At 64.9% G+C, this 13,195-nt stretch carries 10 protein-coding genes; 7 read left to right on the forward strand and 3 right to left on the reverse strand.

From position 1 onward, the window contains the following. Nucleotides 1-19 precede the first annotated feature (19 nt). Together cysC and NLM31_RS36130 are read left to right on the forward strand one after the other, a co-directional pair. A complete protein-coding gene (gene cysC / locus NLM31_RS36125) occupies nucleotides 20-1,936 on the forward strand; it encodes an adenylyl-sulfate kinase (protein WP_254195319.1) in 1,917 nt (638 codons plus the stop codon). 456 nt (nucleotides 1,937-2,392) lie between these two features. Next, entirely contained in the window at nucleotides 2,393-4,558 is a 2,166-nt protein-coding gene (locus tag NLM31_RS36130; RefSeq protein ID WP_254195320.1) for a malate synthase G, read from the forward strand. A 69-nt stretch (nucleotides 4,559-4,627) separates the two neighbouring features. On the opposite strand, the gene NLM31_RS36135 is transcribed toward NLM31_RS36130, so the two are convergent. Continuing rightward, nucleotides 4,628-4,783 (reverse strand): Thivi_2564 family membrane protein, encoded by a 156-nt coding sequence (locus NLM31_RS36135; RefSeq protein ID WP_084292245.1) that lies wholly within the window; start codon nucleotides 4,781-4,783, stop codon nucleotides 4,628-4,630. Nucleotides 4,784-5,057: 274 nt separating this feature from the next. Here NLM31_RS36135 and NLM31_RS36140 point away from each other — a divergent pair, with 274 nt between their 5' ends. Both NLM31_RS36140 and NLM31_RS36145 read left to right on the forward strand, forming a co-directional pair. Beyond that, entirely contained in the window at nucleotides 5,058-7,151 is a 2,094-nt protein-coding gene (locus NLM31_RS36140; RefSeq protein ID WP_254195321.1) for a methyl-accepting chemotaxis protein, read from the forward strand. A gap of 180 nt (nucleotides 7,152-7,331) precedes the next feature. Next, nucleotides 7,332-9,425: a methyl-accepting chemotaxis protein gene (locus NLM31_RS36145; protein WP_254195322.1), complete on the forward strand. Its 2,094-nt coding sequence runs from the start codon at nucleotides 7,332-7,334 to the stop codon at nucleotides 9,423-9,425. 5 nt (nucleotides 9,426-9,430) lie between these two features. Here the strand turns inward: NLM31_RS36145 and NLM31_RS36150 are convergent, their stop codons facing one another. Next, the gene (locus NLM31_RS36150; RefSeq protein ID WP_254195323.1) at nucleotides 9,431-10,084 is read right to left on the reverse strand and encodes a DUF2865 domain-containing protein; all 654 of its coding nucleotides are present in this window, start codon (nucleotides 10,082-10,084) and stop codon (nucleotides 9,431-9,433) included. An 18-nt stretch (nucleotides 10,085-10,102) separates the two neighbouring features. After that, nucleotides 10,103-10,876, reverse strand: coding sequence for a L,D-transpeptidase (locus tag NLM31_RS36155; protein ID WP_254195324.1), 774 nt, complete (start codon nucleotides 10,874-10,876; stop codon nucleotides 10,103-10,105). A 209-nt stretch (nucleotides 10,877-11,085) separates the two neighbouring features. Here NLM31_RS36155 and NLM31_RS36160 point away from each other — a divergent pair, with 209 nt between their 5' ends. From NLM31_RS36160 to NLM31_RS36170, 3 genes are all read left to right on the forward strand, one after another. Next, a complete protein-coding gene (locus tag NLM31_RS36160; RefSeq protein WP_254195325.1) occupies nucleotides 11,086-12,198 on the forward strand; it encodes an AI-2E family transporter in 1,113 nt (370 codons plus the stop codon). 76 nt (nucleotides 12,199-12,274) lie between these two features. After that, a complete protein-coding gene (locus tag NLM31_RS36165) occupies nucleotides 12,275-12,646 on the forward strand; it encodes a YqjD family protein (protein WP_254134024.1) in 372 nt (123 codons plus the stop codon). Between the two features lie 90 nt (nucleotides 12,647-12,736). After that, nucleotides 12,737-13,189: a hypothetical protein gene (locus NLM31_RS36170; protein ID WP_254195326.1), complete on the forward strand. Its 453-nt coding sequence runs from the start codon at nucleotides 12,737-12,739 to the stop codon at nucleotides 13,187-13,189. Nucleotides 13,190-13,195: the final 6 nt, after the last annotated feature.

The raw sequence follows: 13,195 nt of genomic DNA on the forward strand, positions 1-13,195 counted from the left end.
TCAAGGACGCATCGCGGTCATGAACATGCTCGTCACCCCCACGTCGCCCGCCACGCCCAACGGCACCACGCGTCCGCAGGTCCGCATCGTCATCGTCGGCCATGTCGACCACGGCAAGTCGACGCTGGTCGGCCGCCTTCTGCACGAAACCGGCAGCCTGCCCGACGGCAAGCTCGAGATGCTGAAGGCCGTCAGCGCGCGGCGCGGCATGCCATTCGAATGGTCGTTCCTGCTCGACGCGCTCCAGACCGAGCGTGACCAGGGCATCACCATCGACACCACGCAGATCCGCTTCCGCACCAATTCGCGCGACATCGTGCTGATCGACGCGCCCGGCCATGCCGAATTCCTGCGCAACATGATCACCGGCGCCTCGCAGGCCGACGGCGCAGTGCTGATCATCGACGCGCTCGAAGGCGTGCGCGACCAGACCCGCCGTCACGGCTATCTCCTGCATCTGCTCGGCGTGAAGCAGGTCGCGGTCGTCGTCAACAAGATGGACCGCGTCGATTTCTCGGACCTGCGCTTCAAGGAGATCAGCGACGAGATCTCCGCGCATCTCAACGGCCTCGGCGTGACGCCGACCGCAATCATCCCGATTTCCGCGCGCGACGGCGACGGCGTTGCCGAGCGCACCGACCGGATCGGCTGGTACAAGGGTCCGACGGTGGTCGAGGCGCTGGATCGGCTTGAGCCGGCGCGGCCGCTGGAAGCGCTGGCGCTGCGCCTGCCGGTGCAGGCGATCTACAAGTTCGACGATCGCCGCATCGTGGCAGGCCGTATCGAATCCGGCAGCCTGATTGCCGGCGACGAGATCGTGATCATGCCGGCCGGCAAGATCGCAAAGATCAGGACGGTCGAGAGCTGGCCGGTGACGCCGGTCGCAACGCGCCAGGGCGCCGGCCGCTCGGTCGGCATCACGCTCGACCGCGAATTGTTCATCGAGCGCGGTGACATCATTGCGCATGCCAACACCGCCCCGCGCGAGACGCGGCGCTTGCGCGCGCGCATCTTCTGGCTGCACGACAAGCCGCTCGCCAAGGGCGACCAGATCCTGGTCCGCTCGGGGCCGAAGGAAAGCCGCGCCACGGTCGTCGCCATCGAGAAGGCAGTCGATCCCGGCGAGCTCGAGAGTCGCGAGAACAAGGCGATCGGCCGCAACCATGTCGGCGAGATCGACATTTCCCTGTCCAATCCGATTGCCGCCGATCCCTACACCGAGAATCCGCGCACCGGCCGCCTCGTGATCGAGGTGTCCGGGCGCATCGCAGGCGGCGGCCTGGTGCTGTCGGTCGATGCCGGCCAGCGCGCCGTGCCTGTCGATATCGTGCCGGTCGAATCGGCGCTGCGCGCCGACGAGCGCTCCGCGCGCTATCGCCACAACGGTGCCGTGGTCTGGCTCACCGGCCTGCCGGCCTCCGGCAAGTCGACGCTGGCCAAGGCGCTGGAGCGGCGGCTGTTCACCAATGGCGGCTCGCCGATCCTGCTCGACGGCGACACGCTGCGAGCCGGCCTCAACAACGATCTCGGCTTCTCCGCCGCCGATCGCAGCGAGAACATCCGCAGGCTTGCCGAGGTCGCAACGCATCTCGCCCGCAACGGCCACATCGCCATCGTCGCCGCCGTCTCGCCGGCCCGCGAGGACCGCGCCACCGCGCGGCGCATCGCCGACACCGCGTTCCGCGAGATCCACGTCGCGACACCGGCCGAAATCTGCGAGGAGCGCGATCCCAAGGGCCATTACAAGAAGGCCCGCGCCGGCGCGCTTGCCTCCTTCACAGGCATCGGCAACGACTACGAGCGGCCCGAGGCGGCTGAGCTTGTGATCGACACGTCGGCCCGCACCGTCACGGATGCAGCGGATGAGATCGAACAGATGCTGAAGACGACCGGCGTGCTGTTCGACGAAGTCGTGGACCTCGCCGCGAATATCTAAGCACGTACTGCGCTGGTTCACGCACCACCACCACGCAGGCAGTGCGTTCCCTCCCCCCTCTTGTCCGCCGAAGCCCGCCTTCGGGCGAAGGCGGATGCGGGGGAGGGCTAGGGAGAGGGGTCCACACGGGGACTCTTTCCACCACGAGCACTCCGCTGCACCGATCTCAAGCACACCATTTCCTTGGCCACCCCTCTCCCCACCCTCCCCCGCAAGGGGGGGAGGGTGCGCAGTTGCGTGCGCGGCGGGTAGCCGGGCTCGATCGATTGTCACTCGATCGCTTGTAAAACGCGTCAACCCTCACCTCGGCTTGACATTTTGACAGACCTTTAGGGGTCTTCTCACCGCCCCGATTTTGAGGCTAATAGGTCCCGAAAGCCGCCCTGAGCGGGCACGTTTTGCTGCTGTCGGGTCAAAAGCAGCCAAAAACAGCCATTTCCAACAAGAAAGACCATCATGAAACGCGTCGACGCCCACGGATTGAAGATCGCCCCCGTCCTTTTCGATTTCATCGCCAAGGAAGCCGCCCCGAAAGCCGGGATCGCGCCGGATGCGTTCTGGGCCGGGGTCGCCGGCATCATCAAGGAGCTGGGCCCGAAGAACCGGTCACTGCTCGCCTTCCGTGATCAGCTGCAGGCCAAGATCGACGACTGGCACCGCGCCAACAAGGGCAAGGCGTTCGACCTCGACGCCTACACCGCCTTCCTGAAAGAGATCGGCTATCTCGTCCCGGAGCCGGCGACGCAGAAGGTCGAGACCGCCAATGTCGACGAAGAGATCGGCAAGATCTGCGGCCCGCAGCTGGTCGTGCCGCTCACCAATGCGCGCTACGCGCTGAACGCGGCGAATGCGCGCTGGGGCTCGCTCTATGACGCCTTCTACGGCACCGACGCGATCCCGCACGATCCGTCCGAGAGCGGCAAGGGTTACAACAAGGCGCGCGGCGACAAGGTGATCGCCAAGGCCAAGGCTTTCCTCGACGCCGCCGCGCCGCTGGCGACCGGCAGCCATACCGACGTCACCGCCTATAGCGTCGTCGCAGGCCAGCTCGCGGTGAAGCTGAAGAGCGGCAACGCCACCGCGCTGAAGAACGCCGCGCAGTTCGCCGGCTTCCAGGGCGATGCGGCCGCGCCGAGCGCTGTGCTGCTCGCCAACAACGGTCTGCATGTCGAGGTCAAGATCGACCGCACCAGCGTGATCGGCAAGGACGATCCGGCCGGCGTCGCCGACATGATCATGGAATCGGCCGTGTCGACCATTCTCGACATGGAAGACTCCGTCGCCGCCGTCGACGCCGAGGACAAGGTGCTGGTCTATCGCAACACGCTCGGCCTGATGAACGGCACGCTGTCGGCAGACTTCGAGAAGGGCGGCAAGACGCTGACGCGTTCGCTCAACGCCGACCGCAGCTACAAGACGCCGGACGGCAAGGGCGAGGTCAAGCTGCACGGCCGCAGCCTGCTGCTGATGCGCAATTGCGGTCACCACATGTTCACGGACGCGGTGCTGGACGAGAAGGGCGAGGAGGTGCCGGAAGGCCTGCTCGACGCCGCCGTCTCGGGCTTGCTCGCGATCCACGACCTCAAGGGCAACTCCAAGGTCAAGAACAGCCGCACGGGATCTGCCTATATCGTCAAGCCGAAGATGCACGGCCCGGACGAGGTCTCGTTCACCTGCGAGATTTTTGATCGCGTCGAGAAGATTCTGGGCCTGCCTGAGAACACCCTCAAGGTCGGCATCATGGACGAGGAGCGGCGCACCACCGTCAACCTCAAGGCCTCCATCCAGCGTGCCTCCAAGCGCATCATGTTCATCAACACCGGCTTCCTCGACCGCACCGGCGACGAGATCCACACCTCGATGGAAGCGGGTCCGATGATCCGCAAGAACGAGATGAAGGCGCAGGCCTGGATCAAGGCCTATGAGGACTGGAACGTCGACATGGGCCTGATCGACGGCCTGCCCGGCCATGCCCAGATCGGCAAGGGCATGTGGGCTGCACCGGACAAGATGGCGGACATGCTCCAGCAGAAGCTCGCCCATCCGCAGGCCGGTGCCACCACGGCGTGGGTGCCCTCGCCGACTGCGGCGACCCTGCACGCCCTGCACTATCACCAGGTCAACGTCATCGCGCGGCAGCAAGAACTCACCAAGGGCGGTCCGCGCGCAAAGCTCTCGGACATCCTCACCATTCCGGTGTCGAAGTCGAACTGGGCGCCCGACGACGTCAAGCAGGAGATCGACAACAACTGCCAGGGCATCCTTGGCTACGTCGTGCGCTGGATCGACCAGGGCGTCGGCTGCTCCAAGGTGCCTGACATCCATGATGTCGGCCTGATGGAAGACCGCGCCACCTTGCGCATTTCCAGCCAGCATCTCGCCAATTGGCTGCACCAGGGCGTCATCACCGAGGCACAGGTGATGGAATCGCTCAAGCGCATGGCCGTGGTCGTCGACAAGCAGAACGCCGGCGATGCGATCTACAAGCCGATGGCGCCCGCCTTCGACGGCACAGCCTTCAAGGCGGCCTGCGATCTCATCTTCAAGGGCCGCGAGCAGCCGAACGGCTACACCGAATACATCCTCACCGCGCGCCGCCGCGAGGCCAAAGCGGCGGGCTGAGGCCGATCATTCGAACACCAAAAGCCCCGGCTCGCGCCGGGGCTTTTTTTGTTGGAAGCCGAAGCCCCGCTAAAACACCGCGAGATATTTCAGCAGCGACACGATGCCGATGATGATGACGACGACGCGCGCAATCTGCTTGGCGCGACCGTCCATCGGCAGCATATTGATAAGATAGAGAACGAGAATAATGACGAGAAAGGTGACGAGTACGCCGACCAACATCGCAGGGCCCCCTTCAGACAAATTGCTAACGAGGTCCTAACGCCTGTCTCGCGCGCCGGTTCCATCCGCGCAACCCCTTACAACTTCTAGTAAATGCGTAATTCTACCGGCAGGCAGCCGGCCTAAAACTTTACCCTTTTCGTTTCAGATGCAGAAACCGTACGGCCCTGCGTGCCACGAACGGTATGCGATTGCCGATGCGACCGCCCCCGTTGTCTTGTTTTTTCCGGGGCGTCTTTGCCGAACTTTGAAATGGGAATTTGGGGGGACTTCGATGCTCAATCGTCTGACCGTGTCCGCACTGCTGAAGGCAGTGATCGCGATCACGTCGATCTGCGTGGTGATCGCACTCTCGCTCACCGCCTACGAGTCCTGGGATCGCCTCAAGACCGCCAACCGCATCTCGGCGATCGCCGACGCCTCCGCCGATCTGTTCAAGGCGATGCACAATCTGCGCACCGATCGTTCCACCACCTCGCGGCTGCTGGCCGCGACCGAACCGATGGATTCCGAGATCGAGAGATACCTCCGCAACTTGCGCGACGCCCAGATGCCGGCGATGGCACGCGCGCTCGAGCTGTTGCCGAGCATGGACTTCCCGCGATCCGGCACACTTGTACCGGAGCTCGCGCGCCTCAACAAACTGCTGATCGAGGAGCAGAAGGAATTCTGGGAGAACGTCGCCAAGCCGAAGGACCAGCGCCGCGCGGGCCTGACCAAGGAATACATGGAGACGACGCAGGGCCTGCTCGACGTGCTCGACAATCTCGGGAACACGCTGGCCGCCACCGTCAACCACCAGGACGCCGAGATCGACCAGCTGCTGTCGATCAAGCAAAACGCCTGGCTGCTGCGCAACACCGCGGGCGAAGGTTCGCTGATCGTCTCGATGGGACTTGCAGCCGGCAAGATCACGCCGGAAGCGCGCTACAACTATACCCAATTTGTCGGCGGCACGAGCGCGATGTGGAAGGCACTGGAATTGGCGACCTCGGGCATGCAATTGCCGCCCACCCTCGCCTCCGCCATGGCCGGCGCCAAGACCGCCTATTTCGATCCGCAATATCTAGCCTTGCGTGACCGCCTCGCGGACGCGCTGGTCAAGGGCGAGAAGGCCGAGATGACGGCCAACCAGTGGAGCCCGGTCACGGTCGGCCGCATGGCAAGCGCGGTCGCGGTCGCCGAAGCCGCCCTCGACGCCGCCAGGACGCACACCCTCGATCAACGCGGTTCTGCGCTGCGCGCGCTGATCGTGCAGCTCGTGCTGCTGGCGCTCGCCATCGGGCTTGCCGTGGGCGCGATCATGCTGGTCAGCCGCCGCGTCATCAACCCGCTCAACACCATTCGCGATGCCATGCTCAAGGTCGCCGGCGGCGATCTCGCCGTCGACAGCGGTTATCTCGATCGCCAGGACGAGATTGGCGCCCTTGCCGGCGCGCTGGAGACCTTCAAGCAGCAGGCCACCGAAAAGCTCAAGATCGAAGAACACGAGCGCGAGCGCAACGTCGGCGCTGTCGCACGGCAGCGCGCGGTGGAAGCCTATGTCGGGGAGTTCGAGGGCGCGGTGCGCAAGACGCTCGGCGAGCTGAACGATGCGTCGGGCCAAATGCGCAAGACCTCGGGCGATCTCTCAGCCGTCTCGCGCCAGACCAACGACCGCGTCCAGGTCGCCGGCAAGGCCTCCAATGACGCCTCCATGAGCGTCGACAGCGTCGCGGCCGCCGCCGAAGAGCTCTCGGCCTCGATCAACGACATCAGCCAGCAGGCCGCGCATGCCGCCGGCATCGCCGGTCGCGCCGTGACGCAGGCACGCGAGACCGACGGCACCGTTCAGGGCCTGCAGAAGTCCGCAGGACGCATCGGCGAGGTGGTCGGCCTGATCAACACCATCGCGCAGCAGACCAATCTGCTCGCGCTCAACGCCACGATCGAAGCAGCGCGCGCCGGTGAAGCCGGCCGCGGCTTTGCTGTCGTCGCCTCCGAGGTGAAGTCGCTGGCGAGCCAGACGGCGAAGGCGACGGAGGAAATCTCCGAACAGATCGCCGACATCCAGAAGGTCGCCGGCGATGCCATCAACGCGATCCAGACCATTGGCGGCATCATCGGCGAGGTCAACGAGGTCGCGACCGCGATCGCGGCTGCCGTGCAGGAGCAGGGCGCGGCGACGCAGGAGATCACGCGCAGCACTCAATATGCCGCTCAGGGCACCAAGAACGTCTCGGACAACATCACTGGCGTGAAAGCCGATGCGGATGCCGCAGCCGCGGCCGCCGACAATGTAAAGAGCGCCTCCGAGATGCTGGAGACCCAGAGCAACCAGCTCGGCCACCAGGTCAGCGACTTCCTCGGCAAGATCCGCGCGGCGTAAGGCGCGCGGCTAGGTAATTTTACGGCAGAAACACTGTCTAAGTTTTTACCCTTTTCAGGCCAAATGGCTCAAGGCGCCTGCCATAGGTAGGCGCCTTGATTGCGCGCATCCCTTTGGTTTCGAAGTTCGTGGGGCTGCCGTTCGGGGCCACGAACTTCGAAACGCGTACCGGGGTGTCCGATGCTCAACCGCTTGACCGTATCCACGCTGCTGAAGGCGGTGATTCTCTCCACCGCGCTCGTCGTCGTCATCGGCTTCTCGATCAGCGCATGGAGCTCATGGGGCCGGCTGCAGCAGGCCAACCGGATCGTCGCGGTTTCGGCGGCCTCGGCCGAAGTATTCAAGGCGATGGCCAACATCCGGGCCGACCGCTCGACCAGCAACCGCCAGCTCACCTCCGACGTCCCGATGGACAAGGACATCGAAAAATACATCCGCGATATCCGCGAAGCGCTGATGCCCGCGCTTGCGCGCGCCATCGAAATCCTGCCTTCGATCGACATGCCCCAGCGCGAGGCGATGGTTACAGACCTCGACCGGTTCAACAAGGCGCTGCTCGCGGCGCAGACCGAATTCTGGACCGAAGCTGCCAAGCCGAAAGCGTCGCGCCGCGCAGCGCTGGTTAAGGAATACACCGACAGCGAAGATGGGTTGATGTCGGTGCTCGAAAAGCTGTCACCGCTTCTCGCCGCAAGCGTCAACCACCAGGACCCGACGATCGACCAGTTGCTGATGATCAAGCAGATGGCGTGGCTGCTGCGCCTGAATGCCGGCGAATCCTCGCTGATCGTCGGCAATGCACTCGGCAGCGGCAAGATCGCGCCAGAGGTCCAGCTCGCCTACACGAAATGGGCCGGCGGCACCGAGACCGCCTGGAACGCAATCGAGCTCGCCGCGACCGGCATGCAATTGCCGCCGGCGTTGAGCTCGGCAATGGCCGAAGCCAAATCGACCTATTTCGATCCGCAATACGCTGCCACGCGTGACGGAATCATCACGGCGATCGCCAAGGGCGAGAAGGCGTCGATGACCGCCAACCAGTGGAGCCCCTATTCGGTGCCCCGCATGATGACGGCAGTGAAGCTTGCGGATGCGGCGCTACAGGCCGCCAAGGACCATTCCGCGGCCCAGCGCTCGGCCGCCGTCCAGTCGCTGATCGTCAACACCGCCCTGCTGATTGCTGCCATCATCCTGACCGGTGCTGCAATGCTGGCCGTCAGCCGCCGCGTGATCACGCCGTTGCATCGGATCCGCGACGCCATGCTCAAGGTCGCCGGTGGCGATCTCGGCGTCGACAGCGGTTATCTCGACCGTCACGACGAGATCGGCTCGCTCGCCGGTGCGCTGGAGACCTTCAAGCAGCAGGCGATCGACAAGCTCAAGATCGAGGAGCAGGAGCGCGAGCGCAATGCCGGTGCGGCCGCGCGCCAGCGCGCCATGGAAACCTATGTCGGCGAATTCGAGGGCGTGGTGCGCAAGTCGCTCGGCGAATTGAGCGATGCCTCGGCCGAGATGCGCAAGACCTCGGGTGATCTCTCCGCCGTGTCGCGTCAGACCAACGAGCGCGTCGAGGTCGCCGGCAAAGCCTCCAACGACGCCTCCACCAGCGTCGAGAGCGTCGCGGCGGCAGCCGAAGAACTTTCGGCCTCGATCAACGACATCAGCCAGCAGGCCGCGCATGCCGCAGGGATCGCCAGCCGCGCCGTCAACCAGGCGCGCGAAACCGACGGCACCGTGCAGGGGCTGGCGCAATCCGCAGGCCGCATCGGCGAGGTCGTCGGACTGATCAACACCATCGCGGCACAGACCAACCTTCTCGCCCTCAATGCCACGATCGAGGCTGCGCGGGCCGGCGAGGCCGGCCGCGGCTTTGCGGTTGTCGCCTCCGAGGTGAAGTCACTGGCAAGCCAGACCGCGAAGGCGACCGAGGAGATCTCGGAGCAGATCGCCGACATCCAGAAGGTTGCCGGCGACGCCATCAACGCCATCCAGGCGATCGGCGGCATCATCGGCGAGGTCAACGAGGTCGCGACCGCGATTGCCGCCGCCGTGCAGGAACAGGGCGCAGCGACGCAAGAGATCACCCGCAGCACGCAATATGCCGCGCAGGGCACCAAGAACGTCTCCGACAACATCACCGGCGTGAAGGCCGACGCCGACACCGCGGCCGGCGCCGCAGACAACGTCAAGCAGGCCTCGCAGATGCTGGAGACCCAGAGCCGTCAGCTCGGCGATCAGGTCAGCGACTTCCTGGGCAAGATCCGCGCGGCGTAGGCCCCCTACTCCTTCGCCACCACCGGAACCTGGCGGAATTTCGCGCGGATCTTTTCCGGCAAGGGCGAGAAGTTCATCGCGATACCGCGGCGATCGTTGGCGTTGCGATTGGCGACGACGAGGCCGTCGCTACCCGCAACGATATCGCCCTTGCGCAAGGTCGGATCGTCCTCGGCCTTGAGCGAAGCGAGGCCGGTCGGATCCTTGCCGTTGCAGGTACACCCGGACACGATCTCGTTGCGATAGCGGAAGGCGTTCGGCAGATCGGAATAGGATTTTCCGCTGTCGGTCGTGGCGTCGTCGATATTGCTGCCATATACCAGCGAGGTTTCCGACGCCGGACAGAAGCTCTTGCAGGATTGTGCCTTGCTCTCGGCGTCGTTGCCCTGCGCCGGGAAATAGCGCCCGTCGCAGCCGCGCACGCAATAGGCCGTGCCACCGCCATAGGAAGCGCGCTGGCGCGGCGCGTCGTAGCGCGGCATGTCGTCGTTCGGGAACGGCACCCGGATCTCGGGCGGCGGCCGCATGCGGAAGCCACCGAACAGCGCCGAGAAGAAATCCTCCGCATGCGCCGAGGGCGCCAGCACAAGGCCGAGGCAAGCGACCGTGACGAACGCGGCCGTTCCGCCAGCGAGCCTGGTGATCGAACGTCTCATCATGCAACCTCACTCAACTCTTCAATCGACCGACGACGCAGAGATGTTCAGCGCCTGGCGCCCCGAGGGCAGCGTCGTCGCCGCCGGCCGCTTGCGCAGGGGATCGCCGCCGCGCGCCATCAGCGGCGCATTCTTCGGCAGCACCACGACCCTGGCGCCGACATTGACGCGGCTGAACAGGTCGCTCACGTCCTCATTAGTGAGGCGGATGCAGCCGGACGAGACGAACTTGCCGATCGTGGTGGGATCGTTGGTGCCGTGGATACGGTATTCGCTGGTGCCGAGATACATCGCGCGGGCGCCGAGCGGATTGCCGGGGCCGCCGGCGACGAAGCGCGGCAGATAGGGCTGGCGCGCGATCATCTCAGCCGGCGGATGCCAATCCGGCCATTCCGCCTTGCGGCTGATGCTCTGCACGCCCGACCAGGTGAATCCCTCGCGACCGACGCCGACGCCGTAGCGCATCGCACGGCCGTTGCCGAGCACGTAGTAGAGATAGGTGTTGGCGGTATCGATGACGATGGTGCCGGCCGGCTCGTTGCGGTCGAAGCCGACGATCTGCCGGCGCAGGCGATCCGGCAGCGCCGCATCTTCGTCAGCGGCCCGCGGCGCCTCGCTCGCATAACCCTGCGAAGAATAGGTCTGATCCTGCGGATAGGCTTGCGGCTGCATCGGCACATAACCGAGCGTTTGGGCCTGAGCCGCGAACGGCACGGTCAGCAAAGCTGTCGCAAAGGCACAAGCGGTGACGACGCGCGGCGAGAAGCTGCGACGGATTACGGAGAACTTGGTCATGTGCTGCCCCGTGTGATGTCGGCATCTTGAGTGATGCGGCTTCCCAACAAACGCAGCAGAACCGACTCAAGTTCCGCCTGCCCGTGCAGCAACGACGTCACAGTCAAGCGAGCGCAACTTCACGAAGCCGCGATGGAACCGCAGCGGGTGTGGGGCGTTTCCTGATGACCAAATGGGCGCCCGGAGACCTCCGTGCGGGGAGAGAGATTGTGCGCGTCCTTCCCAGTGAACGTCTGATTTCCGGCAACGACGAGGGTACTCCGCTCCCCGACAGCCATGTCGAGCTGCCGCCGGTGATCCGGCGTACCGAGTTCGTTGCCCTTGCGCTGGCGGGCCTGCTCCTGATCGCCATCGTCGCTGTGCTCTATGTCGCCAAGGGGTTCTTCCTGCCGGTCGTCATGGCCATCGTCGCCGGAACGATGCTGTCACCGGCCGCGACTTTCCTGGAGAAGCGGCACGTGCCGCGCGCCGTCGGCGCCGTGCTCATCGTGATCGCGGTAACCGCGCTGGTCGCCTTCGTCTTTGCGCTGATCGCTGCACCTGCCATGGAATGGAGCTCGCGTCTGCCGGAGCTGGGCGCGCAGCTCAAGGATAAGATGCACGTCTTCGACCGGCCTCTGGCGCTGTGGCGAGAGCTGCAGACCATGATCGGTGGCTCCGAGGGGCTGCCGAGCCTCCAGCTGCCCAAGTTCGACTGGGTGCAGCCGACGCTGGAATTCCTGTCACCGACTTTCGCCGAATTCCTGTTGTTCTTCGCCACCCTGATCCTGTTCATCGCCAGCTGGCGCGATCTGCGACGCGCCATGATCATGAATTTCAGCGACCGCGACGCGCGGCTGCGCACATTGCGGATTCTGAACGAGATCGAGGTCCATCTCGGCAACTACCTCCTGACCGTGACCCTTATCAATGTCGGCGTGGGCGTCGCGGCCGGGATCGTCTGCGCAGTCACCGGAATGCCCAATCCGGCCGGGCTCGGAGCACTCGCGGCCGCCCTCAACTTCATCCCCATCATCGGTCCCGTCGCCATGTTCGTCATATTGGCCGTCGTCGGTGTCGTGGCCTTCCCGACCCTCGGCGGCGGCCTGGTCGCGGCGATCGCCTTCGGCGGCATTACCTTCATGGAAGGGCACTTCGTCACGCCGACCATCATCGGCCGCAGGCTGGCGCTGAATGCGCTCGCCGTGTTCATCGCTCTCGCCTTCTGGACCTGGCTGTGGGGACCGATGGGCGCGTTTTTGTCGTCGCCGCTCCTCATCGTGGGGCTGATCATGAAGGAGCATTTGTTGCCGGAGAATTCGCCGCAGCTTCCGCAGGCGTGAGCCCTGCCGTGAACGGAACTTACCTGAAGACGAAGCGTTTTCCGCCCATCTCACCGCCAACAGTTCGGAGCCCGTGATGTCAATATCCGATGGCGAAGCCAGAATGAGAGACTGGACCGACAAAGCCACCGCAGAACGCCTCGAGAAGGATGTAGCAGCCGTGAAAAGCGATATCGCCGCCCTCACCGACCAGATCACCGACGCCCTCAACACATTCGCCAACGCCACGGGCAAGCAGGCCCGACGCGGTTACAAGCAGGCGCGCGACAACATGGATTCGACCATCGACGACTTCTCCGAGCGCGGCAGCGCCATGATGGACGCGGCGCAGGATGCCTACGGCTCGATCGAGGAAACGCTGGAAGACGCGATCACGCAGCGGCCGCTCGCGACCGTCGGTGTCGCGCTCGGCATCGGCTTCCTCATCGGCTTCGCCTGGCGCCGCTAGGACGCACGATGGAGTTTGAGGTCACGACGGCCTGTGCCGCCGTGACCGGCACGTGACCAATTGGCTTGTGGGGACCTGAGGAGCAAGACCGTGTTTCAGCGCATCATCGACGGCATCAGCGCATCGACGGGCACGACTGTGCGGCTGACCTCGCTGGCGGCGGGTGCGGCGTTCGCGCTGTTCATCACCACATGCTTCCTCTGCGCGGCAGCCTTCATCTCGGTGCTGGAGAAATACGGTCCGGTTCAGGCCTGTCTTACGGGCGCCGGCATCTTCTTCCTGCTGACGCTCGCCGCGGCGGGAAGCTATTGGGGCTACAAGCGGGAGATGCGGACACGCGCTCGCATCGCTGCCGAGCGCGCCGCGAAGGCGGCCCCGAGCATGCTCGCCGATCCCATGCTGATCGCAACAGGCTTGCAGATCGTCCGCGCTATCGGCGTCAAGCGGCTGTTGCCGATCCTGGCCATCGGCGGCGTCGCGCTCGGAATCATGGCGAGCCGCGCCGGCGCTACGGATGAGGCATCAGTCGAGCCGGCCGAGTAAGGTCAC

It is taken from the genome of Bradyrhizobium sp. CCGUVB4N (assembly GCF_024199945.1).
Taxonomy (GTDB): Bacteria; Pseudomonadota; Alphaproteobacteria; order Rhizobiales; family Xanthobacteraceae; genus Bradyrhizobium.

Excerpts from the sequence above, each read along its gene's own strand:
- cysC (WP_254195319.1), top strand. The coding sequence starts at position 20 with ATGAACATGCTCGTCACCCCCACGTCGCCCGCCACGCCCAACGGCACC.
- NLM31_RS36130 (WP_254195320.1), top strand. The coding sequence starts at position 2,393 with ATGAAACGCGTCGACGCCCACGGATTGAAGATCGCCCCCGTCCTTTTC.
- NLM31_RS36135 (WP_084292245.1), bottom strand. The coding sequence starts at position 4,783 with ATGTTGGTCGGCGTACTCGTCACCTTTCTCGTCATTATTCTCGTTCTC.
- NLM31_RS36140 (WP_254195321.1), top strand. The coding sequence starts at position 5,058 with ATGCTCAATCGTCTGACCGTGTCCGCACTGCTGAAGGCAGTGATCGCG.
- NLM31_RS36145 (WP_254195322.1), top strand. The coding sequence starts at position 7,332 with ATGCTCAACCGCTTGACCGTATCCACGCTGCTGAAGGCGGTGATTCTC.
- NLM31_RS36150 (WP_254195323.1), bottom strand. The coding sequence starts at position 10,084 with ATGATGAGACGTTCGATCACCAGGCTCGCTGGCGGAACGGCCGCGTTC.
- NLM31_RS36155 (WP_254195324.1), bottom strand. The coding sequence starts at position 10,876 with ATGACCAAGTTCTCCGTAATCCGTCGCAGCTTCTCGCCGCGCGTCGTC.
- NLM31_RS36165 (WP_254134024.1), top strand. The coding sequence starts at position 12,275 with ATGTCAATATCCGATGGCGAAGCCAGAATGAGAGACTGGACCGACAAA.